This is a genomic window from Mesorhizobium sp. ES1-4 (assembly GCF_020164745.1).
Classification (GTDB): Bacteria; Pseudomonadota; Alphaproteobacteria; order Rhizobiales; family Rhizobiaceae; genus Mesorhizobium.
Map to the genome: position 1 here is coordinate 413,466 of NZ_JAIUGV010000005.1, position 21,226 is coordinate 434,691.

15 protein-coding genes are annotated in these 21,226 nt (G+C 63.6%); 10 read left to right on the forward strand and 5 right to left on the reverse strand.

What is annotated here, in order from left to right; genetic code table 11:
• Positions 1 to 4: 4 nt before the first annotated feature.
• Positions 5 to 490, reverse strand: coding sequence for a MarR family winged helix-turn-helix transcriptional regulator (locus LB556_RS12650; RefSeq protein ID WP_224567483.1), 486 nt, complete (start codon positions 488 to 490; stop codon positions 5 to 7).
• A 95-nt stretch (positions 491 to 585) separates the two neighbouring features.
• Here LB556_RS12650 and LB556_RS12655 point away from each other — a divergent pair, with 95 nt between their 5' ends.
• Positions 586 to 1,476, forward strand: coding sequence for a DMT family transporter (locus tag LB556_RS12655; RefSeq protein ID WP_224567485.1), 891 nt, complete (start codon positions 586 to 588; stop codon positions 1,474 to 1,476).
• Between the two features lie 56 nt (positions 1,477 to 1,532).
• On the opposite strand, the gene ubiG is transcribed toward LB556_RS12655, so the two are convergent.
• Together ubiG and LB556_RS12665 are read right to left on the reverse strand one after the other, a co-directional pair.
• Entirely contained in the window at positions 1,533 to 2,282 is a 750-nt protein-coding gene (gene ubiG, locus LB556_RS12660; protein ID WP_224567488.1) for a bifunctional 2-polyprenyl-6-hydroxyphenol methylase/3-demethylubiquinol 3-O-methyltransferase UbiG, read from the reverse strand.
• Positions 2,283 to 2,427: 145 nt separating this feature from the next.
• Positions 2,428 to 4,266, reverse strand: a complete 1,839-nt coding sequence (locus tag LB556_RS12665) for a CHASE3 domain-containing protein (RefSeq protein ID WP_224567533.1) — start codon at positions 4,264 to 4,266, stop codon at positions 2,428 to 2,430.
• Positions 4,267 to 4,502: 236 nt separating this feature from the next.
• On the opposite strand from LB556_RS12665, the gene LB556_RS12670 reads away from it, so the two are divergent.
• The 8 genes from LB556_RS12670 to LB556_RS12705 all read left to right on the forward strand — a co-directional run bounded on the left by LB556_RS12670 (position 4,503) and on the right by LB556_RS12705 (position 16,296).
• Positions 4,503 to 5,756, forward strand: a complete 1,254-nt coding sequence (locus LB556_RS12670) for an aspartate kinase (protein ID WP_015315600.1) — start codon at positions 4,503 to 4,505, stop codon at positions 5,754 to 5,756.
• A gap of 81 nt (positions 5,757 to 5,837) precedes the next feature.
• Positions 5,838 to 8,108: a phosphoenolpyruvate--protein phosphotransferase gene (ptsP, locus tag LB556_RS12675; RefSeq protein WP_224567490.1), complete on the forward strand. Its 2,271-nt coding sequence runs from the start codon at positions 5,838 to 5,840 to the stop codon at positions 8,106 to 8,108.
• A 9-nt stretch (positions 8,109 to 8,117) separates the two neighbouring features.
• Positions 8,118 to 9,197 carry a peptide chain release factor 1 gene (gene prfA / locus LB556_RS12680; RefSeq protein ID WP_224567492.1) on the forward strand — a complete coding sequence of 360 codons (1,080 nt, stop codon included), beginning with the start codon at positions 8,118 to 8,120 and terminating at the stop codon, positions 9,195 to 9,197.
• A complete protein-coding gene (prmC, locus tag LB556_RS12685) occupies positions 9,190 to 10,068 on the forward strand; it encodes a peptide chain release factor N(5)-glutamine methyltransferase (protein WP_224567493.1) in 879 nt (292 codons plus the stop codon). Before prfA ends, prmC begins: the two co-directional genes overlap by 8 nt.
• 300 nt (positions 10,069 to 10,368) lie before the next feature.
• Complete coding sequence (locus LB556_RS12690; protein WP_224567494.1) at positions 10,369 to 11,334, forward strand: DUF4167 domain-containing protein; 966 nt, start codon at positions 10,369 to 10,371, stop codon at positions 11,332 to 11,334.
• Between the two features lie 219 nt (positions 11,335 to 11,553).
• On the forward strand, positions 11,554 to 14,160 hold the full coding sequence (gene clpB, locus LB556_RS12695; RefSeq protein ID WP_224567495.1) for an ATP-dependent chaperone ClpB: 2,607 nt from the start codon (positions 11,554 to 11,556) through the stop codon (positions 14,158 to 14,160).
• A gap of 128 nt (positions 14,161 to 14,288) precedes the next feature.
• Positions 14,289 to 14,654: an MmcQ/YjbR family DNA-binding protein gene (locus tag LB556_RS12700; RefSeq protein ID WP_224567535.1), complete on the forward strand. Its 366-nt coding sequence runs from the start codon at positions 14,289 to 14,291 to the stop codon at positions 14,652 to 14,654.
• 148 nt (positions 14,655 to 14,802) lie between these two features.
• On the forward strand, positions 14,803 to 16,296 hold the full coding sequence (locus tag LB556_RS12705) for a L,D-transpeptidase family protein (protein WP_224567537.1): 1,494 nt from the start codon (positions 14,803 to 14,805) through the stop codon (positions 16,294 to 16,296).
• A 42-nt stretch (positions 16,297 to 16,338) separates the two neighbouring features.
• Here the strand turns inward: LB556_RS12705 and LB556_RS12710 are convergent, their stop codons facing one another.
• On the reverse strand, positions 16,339 to 16,971 hold the full coding sequence (locus tag LB556_RS12710) for a TMEM175 family protein (protein ID WP_224567496.1): 633 nt from the start codon (positions 16,969 to 16,971) through the stop codon (positions 16,339 to 16,341).
• Positions 16,972 to 17,133: 162 nt separating this feature from the next.
• Here LB556_RS12710 and LB556_RS12715 point away from each other — a divergent pair, with 162 nt between their 5' ends.
• Positions 17,134 to 18,687 (forward strand): MFS transporter, encoded by a 1,554-nt coding sequence (locus LB556_RS12715; protein ID WP_224567497.1) that lies wholly within the window; start codon positions 17,134 to 17,136, stop codon positions 18,685 to 18,687.
• A 102-nt stretch (positions 18,688 to 18,789) separates the two neighbouring features.
• Here LB556_RS12715 and LB556_RS12720 read toward each other — a convergent pair whose 3' ends face one another.
• Entirely contained in the window at positions 18,790 to 20,760 is a 1,971-nt protein-coding gene (locus tag LB556_RS12720; protein ID WP_224567498.1) for a M23 family metallopeptidase, read from the reverse strand.
• Positions 20,761 to 21,226 lie beyond the last annotated feature (466 nt).

Here is a 21,226-nt window from a genome sequence, read left to right on the forward strand (position 1 = left end):
GCGATCAGCTCACGCTGCCGATCAGTTTTTCCAGCAGACGCGAAAGCGTTTCTTTTTCGGTCTGCGTCAGACCCGACAGGATCTGGTGCTCGTTCGCCACATGGGCGGTGACAGCCTCGTCGATCAGCGCGAGGCCTTTTTCGGTCAGCCGAACGACGATGCCGCGCCGGTCGTTGGGGTGTGGCGCGCGCTGGATCAATCCGGATGCCTCGAGCCGATCCAGCCTGTTGGTCATGGCGCCGGAGGTGACCATGGTGGCTTCATAAAGCGCTGTCGGCGTCAACGCGTAAGGCGAGCCCGAGCGGCGCAGCGTTGCCAGCACATCGAACTCTCCGGCCTGCAGTCCGAAACGGGCAAAGAGCGGCGCAAGCCGCTCGCGCGCGATCAGCGAGGCGACCTCGTTCAAGCGCCCGATCACCGCCATGGGCGACACGTCGAGATCCGGACGCTCCCGCTGCCACTGCTCGATGGCTTTCCCAGCACGGTCCATCTGCTCACCATCATGTATCTTGACGTTAAGAATCTTTTCGTTATCTTACCTCAAGATGCAATGCCGGCCAAGGCCGCACGCGACAGGGCTCGACCATGAAATTTCTCTGGGATTCGGCGCTCGGCCTGCTGGTCGTCACCGGCGGCCTGCTTGGCCTGACGCTGCCTTTCGGCAAGCTCGCCACGGCGGCGGGCGTGCCAGCGATGGTCTGGGCCTTCGTCATCTCGCTCGGCGCCGGCGGCGTGCTTCTCGTCGTGTTACTGCTGCGCGGCCAGCGTATCCGCCTCACCGCGCACAAACTGCGTTATTTCTTCGTCACGGCGGCAGTGTCCTATGCCGTCCCCAATCTCCTGATGTTTTCGGCCATTCCGCATCTGGGCGCCGGCTATACCGGCATCATGTTCACGCTGTCGCCGGTCATCACGCTGGTGTTTTCGATCCTGCTCGGTGTCCGGCGCCCCAACATCGCCGGCATCGCCGGTATCGCCGTCGGATTCGTCGGCGCGGTCATGGTGGCGGTGACGCGCGGCGAGGCCGGCCAGCCTGCCGAAATCTTCTGGGTCGTCATGGGCCTGCTCATTCCAGTCAGCCTCGCCGCCGGCAACATCTACCGGACGATCGACTGGCCGGAAGCAACCGGGCCCATCGAACTCGCGGTCGGCAGCCACCTGGCCTCCGCGGCGATGCTGCTCGTCGGCATCCTGACCTTGCTTGGCGGCAAGGCTTTCACCCAACTCGGCACCGTACCGCTCATCGTCGTGGCGCAGATGGCCTCGGCATCGGCGATGTTTGCTTTCTTCTTCAGGCTGCAGGCGGTGGGCGGCCCGGTCTATCTCAGTCAGATCGGCTATGTCGCGGCGGCCGTCGGGCTGTTTGCCGGCACGATCTTCCTGGGCGAGCACTATCAGTTGCTGACCTGGGTCGGCGCCGCTATCATCACCGCCGGCGTGTTCATCACCACGAAGGCGCAGAGCCAGAAGGGCTGAGGCGCTGATTGCTGGCCTGGCGGCACCGGCCGCTCAATGCCGAATACCGAGAAAGCTCAGACCGATCCTTTTTCCGCCAGCACCATGTAGTTGACGTCCATATCCTTCGATCGCGACCAGCGGTCGGCAAGCGGATTGTAGGTGACGCCGGTGCGGTCGATGACGGTCAGGCCGGCGCCGCCTAGCGCCTTTTCCAACTCTTCCGGGCGCACCAGCTTGCCGAACTGATGGGTGCCGCGCGGCAGCCAGCGCAGGACGTATTCAGCGCCGATGATGGCGAGACCGAGCGCCTTCAGCGTGCGGTTGATGGTGGCCACGAACATGATGCCGCCGGGCCGGACCATCTGTCCGCATTTGGCGACGAACAGGTCGATGTCGGCGACATGCTCGACCACTTCCATGTTGAGAATGACGTCGAATGTCTCGCCGGCCTCGGCGAGATCTTCCGCCGTCGTGGCACGATAGTCGATATTCACATTACCTTCTGCGGCATGCAGTTTCGCCACCTCTATGTTTGTCTCGGAGGCGTCCGCTCCGACCACCTCGGCACCGAGCCGCGCCATCGGCTCGCACAAAAGGCCACCGCCGCAGCCGATGTCGAGAATACGCAAGCCCTCGAACGGCCGCGCCGCGCGCGGGTCGCGGCCGAAACGCGCCGCGATCTGGTCGCGGATGTAGGAAAGCCGGATCGGATTGAATTTGTGCAGCGGACGAAACTTGCCGTTCGGGTTCCACCATTCGGCGGCAAGAGCGGAAAAGCGTTCCACTTCTCCGGCATCGATCGTCGATCGTCGGGGCTCAGGCATCGGTTGGTCTCCTCGGACGCTAGGAAGTCGGGCGTGAGGCATCGAATGTCAAGGCGCCATTTTCCTCTGCTGACATCGCGGCGCTCCATGTCAGGCGATGAACCGGAGGCGTGCGCGATAACAGCGACGCCGTTTTCGATCCCGGCTATTTCGTGTCCAGCACGTCGCGCAGCTTTGCCGCCAGTTGCTCGATGGTGAACGGCTTGGCCAGGAAGTGCACGTCATGGTCGAGCACGCCGTTGTGGACCACGGCGTTCCTGGTGAAGCCGGTGGTGAAGACGACTTTCAGCCCGGGCCGGCGCGCGACCGCTTCCTCGGCGAGCTTGCGGCCGTTCATCACCGGCATGACGATATCCGTGAAAAGCAGGGCGATGTCTGGTGTCGCGGCGAGTTTCTCAAGGGCCTCTGGCCCGCTTGCCGCATGGATGACGGTGTAGCCGAGTTCGCGCATGATGTCCGTCGTGGAGGCCCGCACACGGGCGTCGTCCTCGACGACGAGGATCGTCTCGGTGACCTTGGAGGTGCTCTTGCCGCGCTCGGCGGACGCCGCCGGCTCTTCCGGTCCGAAAAACCGGGGCAGATAGATCTTGATCGTCGTGCCTACCCCGGGCTCGGAGTAGATCTTGACGTGGCCGCCCGACTGCTTGACGAAGCCGAACACCTGGCTCAATCCAAGTCCCGTGCCCTTGTTGACCGGCTTGGTCGTGAAGAAGGGCTCGAAGGCCTTGCTGATGATCTCGGGCGACATGCCCGCACCAGTGTCGGTCACCGCGATCATCACATATTGGCCAGGCGTGACTTCGGCGTGCGTCAATGCATAGGCCTCGTCGAGATGGCTGTTGACCGTCTCGATGGTCAGCTTGCCTTCGCTGTCCATGGCATCGCGGGCATTGACGGCCAGATTGAGGATCGCGTTCTCGATCTGGCTGGGATCGGCGTGGGTTTTCCACAGGCCGCCCGCCAGCACCGTTTCGATGCGAACGCCTTCACCCAAGGCACGGCGCAGAAGATCGGACATGCCGGTCAACAGCCGGTTGGTGTCGACAACCTGCGGCGCCAGAGGCTGCAGGCGGGAGAAGGCAAGCAGGCGGGAGGTCAGGTCGGCGGCACGGCTGGCCGCGTCCGTCGCGGCCTCGACGAGCTTTTCAATGTCATGTTCGCCCCGCTTCAGCTTGCGCTGGGCAAGGTTCATGGCGCTGAGGATGACCGCCAGCATGTTGTTGAAGTCGTGGGCGATGCCACCGGTCAGTTGCCCGACGGCTTCCATCTTCTGCATCTGGCGTATCTGGGATTCGGCCTTTTCACGCGTCTGGATTTCATTGCCGAGCTCGATGTTCTTGCGCATCAGCTCTTCCTGTGCGCCGGCCACCTCGCGGAAGCGGCGGCGGGATTGACGGACGGTGTAGGCGCCAAGCAGGAAGATCGCGATGAGGGCCGTCAGCGAACCGGCACGCAACCAGGCCTCGACCCGATCGGTATGCTCGTCGCGCATGGCCATGGCGGCGGCGCCGATCCGCCGGATCGTATCCATGCTGGCGCGGATTTCGTCCATGGCGGCCTTGCCCTGGCCGCCGCGGACCAGTTGCAGGGCCTTCGCCGCGTCGCCCCGGTCGTAGAGGGCGATCGTCTGGGACAGCTCGGCCTGTTTCCACGAAAGCGCGTCCTTGATGTGGCTGACCTGCTGGACGAATTGGTCGTCCGAAGGCGTCATGGCGTCGATCCGCGCCAGTTGTCCCGGAATTGCCTCGACGGCCTTCCGGTAAGGCTCCAGATAGGATCTTTCACCGGTCAACAGGTAGCCGCGCTGACCACTCTCGGCGTCTTGCGCCAATGAAAGCAGCCCGGATAGCTGCTGCTGGTACTCGATTGTGTCGCGCGCGGCGGCGCGATTGGCCCTTTGGCTCTCGACGAGCAGCGCACGGGTGCCGACGATCAACGCCAGCACCGCGAAGCCCACGACAGGCGGGAGCGATTGCAATCGCATGGCGCGCCGAAGACGAGCAATCATCCGTTATGCCGAACCAAAAGAAATTTCCCGCAGGCAGTATCTGGTAAGCGGCGCCGGCCCGGAAGGCAATATGCCGCTGTGCAATCCGCCGTCAGCCTTGCGAAACCTTGCTCATTTGGCTAAGGAGGCCGCGCATTCAGCGGCCGGCGCCAGCCGGGCGCTTTCTTCCGTTTCGGCTCAGGGCCGCCTCCAGTCAAAGGCATTTCGCTTCGATGGCGCGTATCGTGATGAAATTCGGCGGAACCTCCGTCGCCGACATCGCCCGCATCCGCAATGTGGCGCGTCACGTCAAACGCGAGGTCGACGCCGGCCACGAGGTGGCTGTGGTGGTCTCGGCGATGGCCGGCAAGACCAATGAGCTGGTCGGCTGGACGCGCGAGGCTTCGCCGATGCACGATGCGCGCGAATATGATGCCGTCGTCGCTTCCGGCGAGCAGGTGACGGCCGGCCTTCTGGCGATCACCTTGCAGAACATGGGCGTGCATGCGCGGTCCTGGCAGGGCTGGCAGATCCCGATCAAGACCGACAACGCGCATGGCGCGGCGCGCATCCTCGACATCGACGGTGCCTTCCTGGTCAAGCGCTTCGGCGAAGGGCAGGTGGCTGTGATCGCCGGTTTCCAGGGCATCGGGCCGGACAACCGCATCGCCACGCTTGGCCGCGGCGGATCCGACACCAGCGCCGTGGCCATCGCCGCCGCGGTCAAGGCCGACCGCTGCGACATCTACACCGACGTCGACGGGGTCTACACCACCGATCCGCGCATCGAGCCCAAGGCGCGCCGGCTGGCCAAGATATCGTTCGAGGAAATGCTCGAAATGGCCTCGCTCGGCGCCAAGGTTCTGCAGGTGCGTTCGGTCGAGCTTGCCATGGTGCACAGGGTGCGTACCTTCGTGCGGTCGTCCTTCGACGATCCCGACGCGCCCGGAATGGGGGATTTGCTCAATCCTCCGGGAACGCTCATTTGCGACGAGGAAGAGATCGTGGAACAGCAGGTCGTCACCGGAATTGCCTACGCCAAGGACGAGGCCCAGATTTCGCTGCGCCGTGTCGGCGACCGGCCAGGCGTCGCCGCCGGCATCTTCGGCCCGCTGGCCGAAGCCAACATCAATGTCGACATGATCGTCCAGAACATCTCCGAGGACGGCAAGCTGACCGACATGACCTTCACCGTGCCGTCGGGCGACGTCGATAAGGCACTGGCCGTGCTCGACCGGCTGAAAGCCGAGATCGGCTACGATGTCGTGCAGTCGGAAGCCGGCATGTCGAAGGTTTCGGTCATCGGCATCGGCATGAGGAGCCATGCCGGTGTTGCCGCCACCGCCTTCAAGGCGCTGGCGGACAAGGCGATCAATATCCGCGCCATCACCACCTCCGAGATCAAGATTTCGATACTGATCGACGGTCCGTATACGGAACTTGCGGTTCGCACTTTGCATTCCGTCTACGGTCTGGATAAGCAGTAGCAAGACTGAATCAGTTGTTGCGCACTTGCCGGGCGCGGCGGAAACTGCCCCGGCAAGAAGTCCATTGGAGAAGAAGCCGCGATGCGTGACACGGCCGTTGGCCCGCGCGTTCTGCTGAAACGGCTCCGCGAGCTCATGCAGGAGCCGCTGGAGCCGCAGGAGCGGCTCGACCGGATCGTGCGCGACATTGCTTCCAACATGGTCGCCGAAGTCTGCTCGCTGTACGTGCTGCGCGCCGATTCGGTGCTCGAGCTCTACGCCACCGAAGGTCTGAACCCGAACGCCGTCCACCTGGCGCAACTGCGGCTGGGGCAAGGCCTGGTCGGCACGATCGCGGCGAGTGCCAGGCCACTCAACCTGTCCAACGCGCAGGAACACCCGGCCTTCGCCTATCTGCCGGAGACCGGGGAGGAGATCTACAATTCCTTCCTCGGCGTGCCGGTGCTCAGGGCAGGGCGCACCCTGGGCGTCCTGGTCGTCCAGAACAAGACCATGCGCCACTACCGCGACGACGAGGTCGAGGCACTGGAAACGACGGCCATGGTGATCGCCGAGATGATCGCCACCGGCGATCTGGCCCGGCTGACCCGGCCAGGCCTCGAACTTGATCTGCGCCGGCCCGTCAGCTTCACCGGCCTGTCCTTCAACGAGGGCGTCGGGCTTGGCCATGTCGTGCTGCACGAGCCGCGCATCGTCGTCACCAATTTGTTCAACGAGGACAGCGAGGAAGAGGTCCGGCGACTCGAAGCCTCGCTCGGTTCGCTGAGGCTCTCGATCGACGACATGCTGGAGCGCCGCGATGTCGCTTTCGAGGGCGAGCATCGCCAGGTGCTGGAAGCCTACCGCATGTTCGCCAACGACCGCGGCTGGGTGAGGCGGCTGGAAGAGGCGATCCGCAACGGCCTGACGGCGGAAGCGGCGGTCGAAAAGGTGCAGAGCGACATGCGCGCCCGCATGCTGCACATGACCGATCCCTATCTGCGCGAGCGGATGAGCGATTTCGACGATCTGGCCAACCGGCTGTTGCGCCAGCTGATGGGGCGTGGACCCGAGGATGTCGCGGCCTCGCTGCCGAAGGACGCCATCATCGTCGCCCGCTCGATGGGTGCGGCTGAATTGCTCGACTATCCCCGCGACAAGCTGCGCGGGCTGGTGCTGGAGGATGGCGCGGCGACCAGCCATGTCGTCATCGTCGCCCGCGCCATGGGAATACCCGTCGCCGGCCAGATGAAGGGCGCCGTGTCGATGGCGGAAAACGGCGATGCCATCATCGTCGACGGCGAGGAGGGTGCGATCCATCTGCGGCCGCAGTCAGATCTGGAAGCCGCCTACGCCGAAAAAGTGCGGTTCCGGGCGCGCCGGCAGGAGGTATACCGCGAGCTGCGCAAGAAGCCTTCGACGACCAGGGACGGGGTCCAGGTCGACCTGCTGATGAATGCCGGGCTTGCCGTCGACCTGCCGCAGCTGGCGGAGGCGGGCGCGGCCGGCATTGGCCTGTTCCGCACGGAACTGCAGTTCATGGTCGCCTCGACTTTCCCGCGCGCCGAAGCCCAGGAAAAACTCTATCGCGACGTGCTCGAGGCCGCGCGCGGCAAGCCCGTCACCTTCCGCACCATCGACATCGGCGGTGACAAGGTGCTGCCCTATTTCAAGGGCGCGATCCAGGAAGAGAATCCGGCCCTCGGCTGGCGGGCGATCCGCCTGACGCTCGACCGGCCGGGCTTGCTGCGCACACAGATCCGCGCCTTGCTCAAGGCCAGCGGCGGGCGTGAGCTCAAGCTGATGCTGCCGATGGTGACCGAGCTTGGCGAAATCGCCCAGGCGCGCGAAATCATCGACCGCGAGGTGAGGCACCTCTCACGCTTCGCCCACCACCTGCCAACCAGTCTCAAGCTGGGCGCCATGCTGGAGGTGCCGTCGCTTCTGTTCCAGCTCGACGAACTGATGAAGGCGGTCGACTTCGTCTCGGTCGGGTCGAACGACCTGTTCCAGTTCGTCATGGCGGTCGACCGCGGCAACACGCAATTGGCCAACCGCTTCGATACGTTGTCGCCGCCGTTCCTGCGCGTGCTCAAGCAGGTCGCCGACGCCGGTGCCCGCAACCAGACACCGGTGACGCTGTGCGGCGAACTCGCCGGCAAGCCGATCTCGGCGATGGCGCTGATCGGCCTCGGTTTCCGCTCGATCTCGATGTCACCAGCCTCGATCGGGCCGGTCAAGGCGATGCTGACGGAGCTGCCGCTGGAAGAGCTGAAGGCCTTCTTCGACGACAATCTGATGGCGCCGGCGCAAGGGCTGCCGATGCGGGCGTTGCTGCAGGCCTTCGCCGACGACCGCTCGATCCCGCTGTAGCACCTCATCATGGTCAATCTGCCCCGCGATCGTATGGATCAAGTCGTCAAGCGTTTCGAGATGCTCGAAGCGCAGATGTCGGCCGGACCGGCGCCGGATGCCTATGTGAAGATGGCATCGGAATATGCCGAGTTGCAGGACATGGTGGCCAAGGTCAGGGAATTGCGCTCGGCCGAGCATGAGCAGGCCGACCTCGAAGCAATGCTCGCCGACAAGGGTACGGATGCCGAGATGCGGGCGCTGGCGGAAGCCGATCTGCCCGGCGTCGAGGACCGGATCGAGACGCTGCAGAAGGACATCCAGATCCTGCTCCTACCCAGGGATGCCGCCGACGACAAGAACGCCATTCTCGAAATCCGCGCCGGCACCGGCGGCGACGAGGCAGCACTTTTCGCCGGCGACCTGTTTCGCATGTACGAACGTTACGCCGCCGAGCGCGGCTGGCGGTTCGAAACGGTATCGGCGAGCGACGGCGATGCCGGCGGCTTCAAGGAAATCATCGCCACGATTTCAGGCAAGGGTGTGTTCGCCCATCTGAAGTTCGAGTCCGGCGTACACCGCGTCCAGCGCGTGCCGGCAACGGAGGCCAGCGGGCGCATTCACACTTCCGCCGCCACCGTCGCCGTGCTGCCGGAAGCGGAAGAGGTCGACATCGACATCAAGGCCGAGGACATCCGCATCGATACGATGCGTGCTTCCGGCTCCGGCGGCCAGCACGTCAACACCACCGATTCCGCGGTCCGCATCACCCATTTGCCGACCGGTATCATGGTGGTGCAGGCGGAGAAATCGCAGCACCAGAACCGGGCCAAGGCCATGCAGATCCTGCGTGCCCGGCTCTATGACATGGAACGCAGCAAGGCGGACGAGGAGCGGTCAGAATCGCGCAAGTCGCAGGTCGGCTCAGGCGACCGCTCGGAGCGCATCCGCACCTACAATTTTCCGCAAGGCCGGGTCACCGACCATCGCATCAACCTGACGCTCTACAAACTTGACCGGGTGATGATGGGTGAACTCGACGAAATCGTCGACGCGCTGATCGCCGATCACCAGTCGAAGTTGCTGGCCGATATCGGCCTCGATGGCTGACCATCCGCCCGAGGCGCTGGGGCCGTTGCTGCGGAAAGCGCGGGCAAGGCTTGCCGCGGCCGGCGTCGATGACCCCGCGTTCGATGCGCGGCTGATCGTCCAGCATTATTCCGGCACGACGCGCACGCAGGCCATTGCCGATCCCGAGCGCAAGATCGACGGGGATGCCATTGCCGCGATCGACGGCGCGCTGGGAAGGCGAGCCGGTGGCGAGCCGGTGCATCGTATCCTCGGCTATCGCGAATTCTACGGTTTGCGCCTGTCGCTATCGCCGGAGACACTGGAGCCGCGACCCGACACCGAAACGCTGGTCGATGCGGTGCTGCCCTTCGTCAAGGCAATGGTCGCGCGGGAGGGTGCGTGCCGCATCCTCGATCTCGGCACGGGGACGGGCGCCATCGCCCTGGCGCTGCTGAGCGTCGTGCCGGCCGCGACCGCCACCGGCGTCGACATTTCCGCCGGCGCACTGGCAATGGCGGCCCGCAATGCCGGGCAGCTGGGCCTCGGCGGCCGGTTCACGACGGTTCGGTCGGACTGGTTCGGAAAAGTTTCCGGCCGATACCATGTAATTGCCGCAAACCCTCCCTATATACCGTCTGGAGACATTGGAAATCTGCAGGACGAAGTCCGCGATTTCGACCCGCGCCTGGCCTTGGATGGCGGCGTGGATGGGCTGAACCCCTACAGGATCATCGCCGCCGAGGCGGCAAGGTTTCTGGAAGCCGAAGGCAGGATTGCGGTCGAGATCGGCCACACACAAAGCAACGACGTCGACGATATATTTCGCGCAGCCGGTTACGCGGGCGGCGACGTGTTTGGTGATCTCGGCGGAAACGACAGGGTTCTTGTTTTTCAACGGGCAACGTCTTGACGCAGCGCAAAAAAGCGCTTGGCAATGCCGGGGAATGCAGCTAGGGTCGCCTTACCGGATGAGACGAAGCAGGCAGTGCTCTTAGCGATTCGGTTTCCTTGGATATAGCTGCCTTCTTGCGCAAACGACGCCCAAGCTTCGTGCGGGAATCGTCCGGCAAGTGATGTAACCGGAACAGGATGGCACGTGGCGCCAACGCAATTGATGCGGGCGAACGCCGGTGAAGAAACGAAACGGCTGGCCGCATGAGCGCCTCCGTTCGTAACGAGTTTTCGAAAATTTCAAGATGAAGAGAGTCGAATGAGGCCACAACAGCAGAACAGGCGCATGCGCGGTCGCAACAACAATGGCGGCGGCGGTGGGAATAACAACAACAATAACAACAACCGCAAGGGCCCGAATCCGCTAACGCGCAATTACGAGAGCAATGGCCCGGACGTGAAGATCCGTGGATCGGCTCAGCAGATCGCCGAAAAATACGCCACCCTGGCCCGTGACGCGCAAAGCTCCGGCGACCGGGTGATGGCGGAGAATTATCTTCAACACGCCGAACACTACAACCGCATCATTGCCGCCGCGCAGGCGCAAATGCCGATCCAGAACGTCCAGCAGTCGCGCGACGAATTCGACGAGGACGGCGATGAGGATCGCGACGAGTTCGATAATGCCGGCAACAGCGGGGCTGGCAATAGTGGCGCTGGCAACAGCGGCAACGCCGGTTCCGATCCGCAAATTCCGGTAGTCAACCATGGCGCTGGCCCGCAGCCGGTAATCGAAGGCATGCCGGCGGAGGTTGCGCTGAACCGGGAAAACGGTCGCGACAACCGCGAAAGTGGCGGGCGCAACAACAGCGGCCGCGACAACAATGGCGGACGCCATCGCGATCGCCGTCCTAGTGGCGGCTACGGCCAGAGCGGTCAGCGCGACCATGTTTCGACTGAACAAGGCAGCCAGCAGCAGCGCAACGAGGCCTCGGGGCAGACAGAAGTTTCGGCAGAGTCCGCTTCGCCGCCCGGGACCGTCGAGGCAGCCGAGCCGGCTCCACGGTTCGAGAATTTTTCGCCAGCCGGCCTTGCGGCCCAGGCCGAACTCAACGAGGCGGCCGCTGAAAACAGCGCCGCCCGGCGCCCGCGCCGTCCACGCCGTCCGCGTGCCAATGTCGACCAGGCCGATAGCGGCAGCGACAGTGGCAATGCGGGCGAGACGGCGGCGGCTCCGGTCGATAGCGGTAGCGCCGAACCCGTGATCGCCGACATCGACAACTGATCGGACGGCACTGCAAGACATCGAACGGCGGGGAGAAATCTCCGCCGTTTTTGTTGGATGCCCGGGGAATAATATGGATTGACCGACATCAAGGCGTCTTGAGACAACCCGTCCCATACACCATATCTGCGCTGAACGGGATCCGGCTCGCATGGGCGGATTCGTCACCGCAATCTGATCCGGTGCCGCAAAGCGGGCCGGTGATGGAAGGAGACAAATATGGACCTTGAGAAATATTCCGAGCGCGTGCGCGGCTTTATCCAGTCGGCGCAAACGATGGCGCTATCTCGCAATCACCAGCAATTCACTCCTGAACACATTCTGAAAGTCCTCGTCGATGACGAGGAGGGCTTGGCGGCGTCGCTGATCGAGCGTGCCGGCGGCAATGTCCGCGACGTCAAGCTCGGCGTCGAGACCGCGCTTGAGGCGATGCCCAAGGTGGAGGGCGGCAATGGCCAGCTCTATCTGGCGCAGCCGTTGGCCAAGGTGTTCTCGACCGCCGAGGATCTGGCCAAGAAGGCCGGTGACAGTTTTGTCACCGTCGAGCGGCTGCTGCAGGCGCTCGCCATGGAGAAATCGGCAAAGACCGCTGAAATCCTCGCCAAGGCCGGCGTCACCGCGCAGGCGCTGAACCAGGTCATCAACGACGTCCGCAAGGGCCGCACCGCCGATTCGGCGAGTGCCGAACAGGGCTATGACGCGCTGAAGAAATATGCACGCGACCTGACTGCGGATGCCCGCGCCGGCAAACTCGATCCAGTCATCGGCCGCGACGACGAGATCCGCCGCACCATCCAGGTGCTGTCGCGCCGCACCAAGAACAACCCGGTGCTGATCGGCGAGCCGGGCGTCGGCAAGACGGCGATCGCCGAAGGCCTGGCGCTGCGAATCGTCAATGGCGACGTGCCGGAATCGCTGAAGGACAAGCAGTTGATGGCGCTCGACATGGGCGCGCTGATTGCCGGCGCCAAATATCGCGGCGAGTTCGAGGAGCGGCTGAAGGCGGTGCTTTCGGAAGTCACCTCGGCCAGTGGCAACATAATCCTGTTCATCGACGAGATGCACACACTGGTCGGTGCAGGCAAGGCCGATGGCGCCATGGATGCGTCGAACCTTCTGAAGCCGGCGCTGGCACGCGGCGAACTGCACTGCGTCGGCGCGACCACGCTCGATGAATACCGCAAGCATGTCGAGAAGGATCCCGCCCTTGCCCGCCGTTTCCAGCCCGTCTTCGTCGACGAGCCGACGGTGGAAGACACGGTCTCGATCCTGCGCGGCCTGAAGGAAAAATACGAACAGCACCACAAGGTGCGTATCTCCGACTCGGCGCTGGTGGCGGCGGCGACATTGTCCAACCGCTACATTGCCGACCGCTTTCTGCCGGATAAGGCGATCGACCTCGTCGACGAAGCCGCCTCGCGGCTTCGCATGCAGGTCGATTCCAAGCCCGAGTCGCTGGACGAGATCGACCGCCGCATCATGCAGCTCAAGATCGAGCGCGAGGCGCTGAAGGTCGAGACCGACGAGGCTTCGAAGGACCGGCTTGCCCGCCTGGAAAAGGAGTTGGTCGGCCTGGAGGAGGAATCAACCGAGATCACCGCCAAATGGCAGGCCGAAAAGCAGAAGCTCGGGTTGGCGGCCGACTTGAAAAAGCAGCTCGACGAAGCGCGCAACGACCTTGCCATTGCCCAGCGCAAGGGTGAGTTCCAACGCGCCGGGGAACTTGCGTATGGCAAGATCCCGGAATTGGAAAAGAAGCTGAAGGAGGCCGAAGCCCAGGACGGCAAGGCCGGCATGGTGGAGGAAGTGGTCACCCCCGATCACGTCGCCCATATCGTGTCGCGCTGGACCGGCATTCCGGTCGACAAGATGCTGCAGGGTGAGCGTGACAAGCTGTTGCGCATGGAAGACGAGATCGGCAAGCGGGTCGTCGGCCAGGGCGAGGCGGTGCAGGCCGTTTCCAAGGCGGTGCGGCGTGCCCGTGCGGGCCTGCAGGATCCGAACCGGCCGATCGGCTCGTTCATGTTCCTCGGGCCCACCGGCGTCGGCAAAACGGAGCTCACCAAGGCTTTGGCCAACTTCCTGTTCGACGACGAGACCGCGCTGGTGCGCATCGACATGTCCGAATACATGGAGAAGCATTCCGTCGCCCGGCTGATCGGTGCGCCTCCCGGCTATGTCGGCTATGAGGAAGGCGGCGCGCTGACCGAGGCGGTGCGGCGGCGGCCCTATCAGGTCGTGCTGTTCGACGAGATCGAGAAGGCGCATCCCGATGTCTTCAACGTTCTGTTGCAGGTGCTCGATGACGGACGGCTGACCGACGGGCAGGGCCGCACCGTCGACTTCCGCAACACGCTGATCATCATGACGTCGAATCTCGGCGCGGAATACCTGGTCAATCTCGGTGAGGACCAGGACGTCGACGCCGTGCGTGATGAGGTTATGGGCGTGGTCAGGGCGTCGTTCCGGCCGGAGTTTCTCAACCGCGTCGATGAGGTGATCCTATTCCACCGGCTGCGCCGCAAGGACATGGACCGTATCGTCGAGATCCAGCTCAAGCGGCTGGAGAGCCTGCTGACCGATCGGAAGATCACCCTGTCCCTGGATCCCGAGGCGATCGAGTGGCTGGCGGCCAAGGGTTACGACCCCGCTTATGGTGCCCGGCCGCTGAAGCGGGTAATGCAGAAGGAACTGCAGGATCCGTTGGCGGAAAAGATCCTGCTTGGCGAGATTCTGGACGGTTCGACGGTCAAGGTCACGGCCGGTTCCGATCGGCTGAATTTCCGCTCCAAGCCGACGATCGTCGCGGCCGAAGCCGCGGCCTGATCCATGCATGTCGCCCAAAAGTGTTTGGGACAGAGGACATGCATATCCTGAAGATCCAAAGCGCGCCGCGCTTTGGAGTGCCGCGTGTCCGGCGTGGGCGCGCGGCATATTCATATCATGGGGCGCCGATGACGCTGGACGACTATAACGGCTTCTGCGCCTCGCTGCCTGCAACGAATCACGTGGTACAGTGGGGCGGTGCCCATGTCTGGAAGGTCGGAACCAAGGTGTTTGCGATCGGTGGCTGGGATCAAGGGCAGCAGGTCTTCGTCACCTTCAAATGTTCCGACATCGCTTATGACGTGCTCAAGGAGCAGCCAGGGTTGCGGCCCGCGCCTTATCTTGCCTCCCGCGGCATGAAGTGGATCCAGCGTCAGACAAGCCAGAGCATGGATGATGGCGCGCTGCAGGACTATTTGCGCGAGAGCCATCGCCTTGTCGCCCTGAAGCTGACGAAGCAGGCGCGCAAGGAATTGGGGCTTGCCGCAGGCTAACGGATAATCCTCGACGCGCCGGAAACCGCCATCTTCATGCCCGGTTCATGTTGGAACCATATGGTGGGTAACTGGTTTGCTGGCGAAGGGTTCGCCGAACTGGACAATGCCGGGCGGCGGCACATACGGACCGGAGAGCTTCGCCACCATGCTGCGCACTATCTTCACCCTTTCGGCGCTTGTTGCGGGACTGGTGTGTTCCAACGCGTTCGCCGCGCCGACGCATGACGGCGCGGCCCAGCCTGTCCGGGCGGCCGAGAGCGGCGGCATTCTGCTCGCCCAGGACGGCAATCTCGATATCTATTACGATGCCAGGGGCAATCGCGTCATCGTCGACGCGGATACCGGCAAGGTGATCGCCATCCAGCCGCCGCAGACACGGCTTGACCGCCGCGCACTGCGCCGTGACACACGGCTGCGCGAGCTGGGGCGTGCCCCCGCCGGCGATGACCGGTACTATCTCGACGATCCCCAGGACATGGCACGCTTCCGCCGCAGACAACTGGAAGAGGAGGGCCGGGTCATTCCGCCGCCAGCCGACGAATACGATCCTTACGGAAACGGTTCGGTCGATGCCTATCCGCCGGCACCGCAGGATGACGGCAACTACGACAACAACTATCCCGATGCCCCGCGGCCGGCAAAGCCGGGCACCATCAAGCGCCTCCCGCTGAACGAGGCGTCTATAGACCCGGTCCAGCCGGCAGCTCCGCCGGAACAGACCGAGCCCATGGACCAGGCGGCATTGCCGCCAAGGGCTGCCGGGAAGACGTCAGTCGGTCCGTCGCTTTCGCTGGGCTCACGCCAGGACGTGGCAGCGCTACAGGTGCTGCTCGACCGTGGCGGTGCTTCGCCTGGTGTCATCGACGGGCGCTTCGGTTCGAACGTCGACAAGGCGCTGGCAGCCTACAACGAGATCAATGGCGGCAGCCTCAAATCGACCGACGCGGCCGGCATCCAGGCCGCACTCTCGCAATCCGGCGGCGACGCCTTCGCCAACTACACCATCACGGCGGAGGATGCCGCCGGTCCCTATGTCGCCTCCATCCCGGAAGACTACAGCCAGAAGGCGCAGCTCGACCGCATGGGCTACACGTCAGTGGCCGAGGCGCTGGCCGAGCGTTTCCACATGGACGAAAACTATCTCAAGGCGCTCAATCCGGGTGCCAACTTCAATCGTCCCGGCACGATCATCAAGGTCGCCAATTTCGGCAGACTGGTGTCGACGCCGGTAGCCCGCATCGTAGCCGACAAGGGCAAGAAGGAAGTCTTTGCCTATGACGCGTCGGGCAAGCTGGTCGCGGCCTATCCCGCCACGATCGGCTCATCGGACACGCCGTCCCCGACGGGCATCCACGCGGTATCCCGTGTCGCACTCGATCCGAACTACACCTACAATCCCAACATCAACTTCAAGCAGGGCGAGAACACCAAGGTCCTGACCATTCCGCCGGGACCCAATGGACCGGTCGGATCGGTGTGGATCGCCTTGGACAAGCCGACCTACGGCATCCACGGCACGCCGGAGCCGTCGAAAATCGGCAAGACCGAAAGCCATGGGTGTGTCCGGCTGACCAACTGGGACGCACGGGAACTGGCCAAGCTGGTCTCGCCCGGTGTGCCGGTGGAGTTCGTCGAATAGACCCGCGTCGACATGCCAGGGTGACGAAGTTCAGTTCGATTTTCAGCCGATGATTTTTCGCACCAGGGCGGCGCGCGGCGAAATCGCGTATACAAGCTGTACCACGAGCATAAAGCCGACGCTGAGCAGCGGGCTGATCAGGCAAAGTGCGGCGCCGACGGCCCAAAGGACCTGAGCCTTGACGATGCGCAGGTAAACCATGCGCTTCGTCTCCGCGTCGAGATCCTCCGCGGCAAAGCCGCTTTTGTCCGCATAATGCCAGCTGGCAGACAGCGTGACGCCGAGCATCAGCAGGTTGAGCCAGTAAACCAGCACCGCAGTCCTGAACTCGAGGAAATCGGCCAGAAGGTCGGTCGAGAACGGCAAGAGCGCGATAAAAGCGAGAAAGCACAGGTTCAGCGTGGCCAGCCGTCTGTCGGATCTGGCGATCAAACCATGTTGCGCCTGCTGGCCGAACCAGAAGATGGTCAGTGTCAGGAAGCTCAGGGCATAGGTGAGGAAGCGGGGTGCCAGTGCCGCGATGGCGGCAAGCAGATCGTGTTCGGAACGGATCGCCTCGTGCGCCGGCACCCTGATCTCGAGAACAATGAGGGTGAGCGCGATGGCGAAGACACCGTCGGTCAGGCCGACCACGCGGTGAAGCCCTGTCTGGGACGGTTCGAGCGGTCGCTTCATCGGTTGCATCCCTGGCCTGATCGCTTGTGAAGCTTAACATGGCATCCGCCGATTGCACCGGGCCCAGTGCGCTCCTGGCAATGTGGTCAGTCCAACCTGGGTTCAACGACATCGATGCACTGGCTGGTTGTTGCGGCCGCGCCGGCGGTTTAAGCAGATTGCATGCATTCCCCAAGCAAAGCCGCTGCCATTCCGCCGCCTACCGCAAACGGCACGTTCTGTCCGCAATCGCAGCGGCGTTATGTGTTGATCGCGGCCATCCTTGCTTCGGCGCTCGGCTTCATCGACGGGTCCATCCTAGCCATCGCCATGCCGGCGATCCGCGTCGATCTCGGAGCCGGCCTCGCCGAGGCGCAGTGGATTTCCAACGCCTATGCGCTGACGCTCTCGGCGCTGATCCTTGCCGGCGGTGCCGCAGGCGACCGGTTCGGGCTTCGCCGTGCCTTCGTGGCCGGCATTGCGCTGTTCGTCGCAGCCTCGCTTGCCTGCGCGCTGGCGCCGAACGCTGTCGTGCTGATCGCGTTTCGCGCGCTCCAGGGCATCGGCGCTGCCATCATGGTGCCGGGCAGCCTCGCCATCATCGCCAAGGCCTATCCGAAAAAAGAGCGCGGCAGGGCGATCGGCATCTGGGCGGCGGCCTCGGCATTGACCACGGCTCTCGGCCCCGTGCTCGGCGGCTTGGTGCTGTCGGCTTTCGGCGATGGCATCTGGCGAGCGATCTTCGCGGTCAACCTGCCGCTCGGCCTGATCTCGATCTATCTGCTGCTCGCCAAGATTCCGGCCGATGCGCCGACGGAGAAACGCAGCCTTGACCTTGCCGGCGGAGCGCTTGCGACGCTGGCCTTCGGCGCGCTCGCCTATGGGCTGACTTCGATGAGCGCCAGCGGCGAGAGCCACATGGCCGGCCCAAGCATTGCCGCCGGCGCCGTGCTGCTTGTCGTCTTCATTCTGTTCGAACGGCGGCAGCGCGAGCCGATGATCGACCTCAGCCTGTTTCGCATCGGTGCATTCGCCGGTGCCAATGCCGCGACTTTCTTCCTCTATTTCGCGCTGTCGGCCAATCTTTTTTACCTGCCGATGCTGCTGATCGCCGGCTGGGGGCTGAGCACGGCCGAGGTCGGCTTCATCTTCCTGCCGCTGTCGGCGTCGATCGCGCTTCTGTCTGGACCTGTCGGCAAGCTGTCGGACCGGATCGGGCCGCGCTTTCCCATTGCCTGCGGCAGCCTGATCGTGGCGATTGCCTTCGCCGGGCTTGCCTTGCTCGCCCATGCCGGCTTTCACCATTTCTGGACGGGCACCTTCCCTCTGATGGCGCTGATGGGGCTCGGAATGGCGTTGGTCGTGTCGCCATTGTCGACCGCGATCATGACGGCGGTGGAAGACAAGGACACCGGGGCGGCTTCCGGCATCAACAACGCCGTCTCACGCATCGGCGGCCTGATCGCGGTGGCGGCGATGGGGTCGCTCGCTGCCTGGATTTATGCCAATGCCCTGGAGGCCAATGCTGCGGGCGGGGTGCCCGGCTTCGGCGAACCGCCACCGACCGGACTTTCGCCGGCACTCGATGCGGCAAGAATCGCCGCCAGCGACGCTGCCTTTTCTGCCGTCTCCTCGGTGACCGCGCTGCTTTGCCTGCTTTCGGCCGTCATTGCATGGATGACGATTTCCGGCGAGGCGCTGCCGTGGTCGCGGCACGCAGAACCTAGGCAGGACTGAAGGCCAGCATAATTCCAGGAAAAGAGTTTAACAGCCTCCGTCCGGAATTGCGTGGAAACAAAGAGTTAGAGCAGTTCGGCGCGCGTTGCCCCGCTCTAACGCTCAGCCTTCGATCTTGGCGCTGGCGACCTTGAGCGAATTGCCATCTTCCTGCTTCAGCAGATCGTCGATGCGCTCACGCTCGCGTTTGAAGGCGACGAGGTCGTCGCCCTTCAGCACCTTGCCGACCGGCAGGCGGACACGCATCGGATCGACCTTGGTGCCGTTGACGATCAGCTCGTAGTGCAGGTGCGGGCCAGTGGCGAGGCCGGTCTGGCCGAGATAGCCGATGGTCTGGCCCTGACGGACGTGCACGCCGGGCTCGATGCCTTTGGCAAAGGCACTCTGGTGATTGTACGAGGTCTCGTAGCCATTGGCATGGCGGATGATGATCTGCTTCCCATAGCCGCCGGCCCAACCGACTTTTTCGATGGTGCCGTTGCCGGCGGCGATGATCGGCGTGCCGATCGGGGCCGCCCAGTCGACGCCGGTATGCATGCGGACATAACCAAGGATCGGATGTTTGCGGGGACCGAAACCGGAGCGGAATTTGCCGGCGGGCAGGGGATTGCGCAACAGGAACTGCCTGGCGCTCGATCCGTCCTCATCGAAATAGTCCGTGCTGCCGTCCTGCATCTGGAAACGATAGAAGTTGCGCGTCTGGCCGCCAAAGGTCGCCGAAACATACAGAAGTTCGGAATTGTCGGACGTCTGGTCGTCGCCGTCGGGCTGCGAGAACAGCACTTCAATACGATCGGCCGGGTTGAGGCGGGATTGGAAGTCGACATCGGATGCCAAGAGCTTGATCAGCCGCTGGGTCATCGCCTTGGACATGCCGTAGGAATAGGCGGCGCGGTAAATGCCGTCATAGACGTTGGGCAGATTGCCGCGCACCACCACCGGCGCCGACGAATCGTCGAACGCCGTCAGCAATTCCGGATTGGGCTCGGGCTCTTGCGCCGGCACGTACTGGCCACGATCGTCGAGCGCGATGGTCACGATATGCGTGGTCTTGTCGTAGACGCTGGTGCGCACGACCTTCGCGACATCGCCATGAACCTCGAGGCCAACACGCAGTACGGTTCCGGCCTTGAGCACCGGGGCGTTGAGCAGCTTGGCGATCGCTTCGGCCATGCCGGTGGCATCCTCGCCCGTGTAGCCCGAATCGGCAAAAGCCTCGGTGAGGTCGGTGTCCTTGGTGAAGGGGATGATTTCCTCGGCGAATGCCGGCGCCTGGTCGTCAGCGTTTGCACGTGGTGACACCGAGACGTTTTCCGGCACGATCTTGACGTCGTAGGAGCCAGCCATGCTCTCGGCAAAAGCTTCGCCGAATCGCTGCGGATCGACATAATGGAGTGAAGCCACCTGCACGGCGCCGTCGCTGAGGTCTGTTCCGGCTTCGCGCACCACCTTTTCAACTTCGTCGGCGGACAGGTCGCTCTTCTCGTCGAAGGAAGCCGTCTCGATGGGGAAATCGACGGTCTTCAGACTCATTTCGCTTTCGACCTTGGCGCCGTAGATCTGGCCGGAAGCGGCCGAGGCTGTCGCTGGCTGCGCTGATGTATCGTCGCCATCGTCGCCGAACACCTGCATGGGGTCGAAGGGCGGGTAAGCCCGGTTGGTGGTGTGGCCGGCAGCGAGTGCCATCTTGATCTGCACGAAAGGCATAGTGTGGATGACATCGCGGTCGCCGACCTTGGTGACCATCGACACTTCCATGCGACGACGGTCGTTGGCCTTGGCGATCTGGCGCGGCGCCACCAGCCTGGTGGTCTTGGCCACTTCGCCGGAATCGCCATTGCTGGCGAGGCCGATCAGTTCGGCGATCTCGGGTGGGGTGGCCAGTTGCTGGCGCCCGTCAAGGGCGGCAAACAGCGCGACGCCCATCAGAACGCTCGAGGTCACGCCCGTCAGAAAAGTTCCCGACAACCAGCGCGCGGAAACCTCACGCCGATCGGGCGGGCCGCTGCGGCCGTCCGCGATAAGCGGCGGCTCATTGCCGAGTTCGGCTATGACATCTTCCGTGTCTGGCATCCAGAAAGGCTGCTTCTTCCCCGGGCGGAACGGCTTGTCGCTCTTGTTGGGCCATGACATTTGCCTGTCACGGCAGGTTAAGTCAACGAAGCCCCAGGCCCCGGTCGAAATCCCCTCGTGCACTTCTTCTATAGAGCGCTGTGGAAAGCGCGCGGCGTGCCTTCGTCTGCAGGGCTTGTCGCACGCTTCCTTTACGAGGCGCATAAAGAGGCGATCGCTCGGCTGAACCTTTGCCTCTCTCGTTGGCCTTGGTGTCGACCGTCAATGCGGCGGCAATAGGGCTCGTTGGTGGCCGCCGCCTCCCGTTGCCGCGTGTTCCCTAGCGGCAGTCGGCTATCCACAGGCCCGCCCGAAGTTTCTGTCGCAAAAAGTTCAAAAACATCTGAGATCGGTGTTGACAGTTTTGGTTGGTGGCGACTATATACGCCTCACGAACGAGGGCGGTGCGCCGCTGGCGACGAAGAAG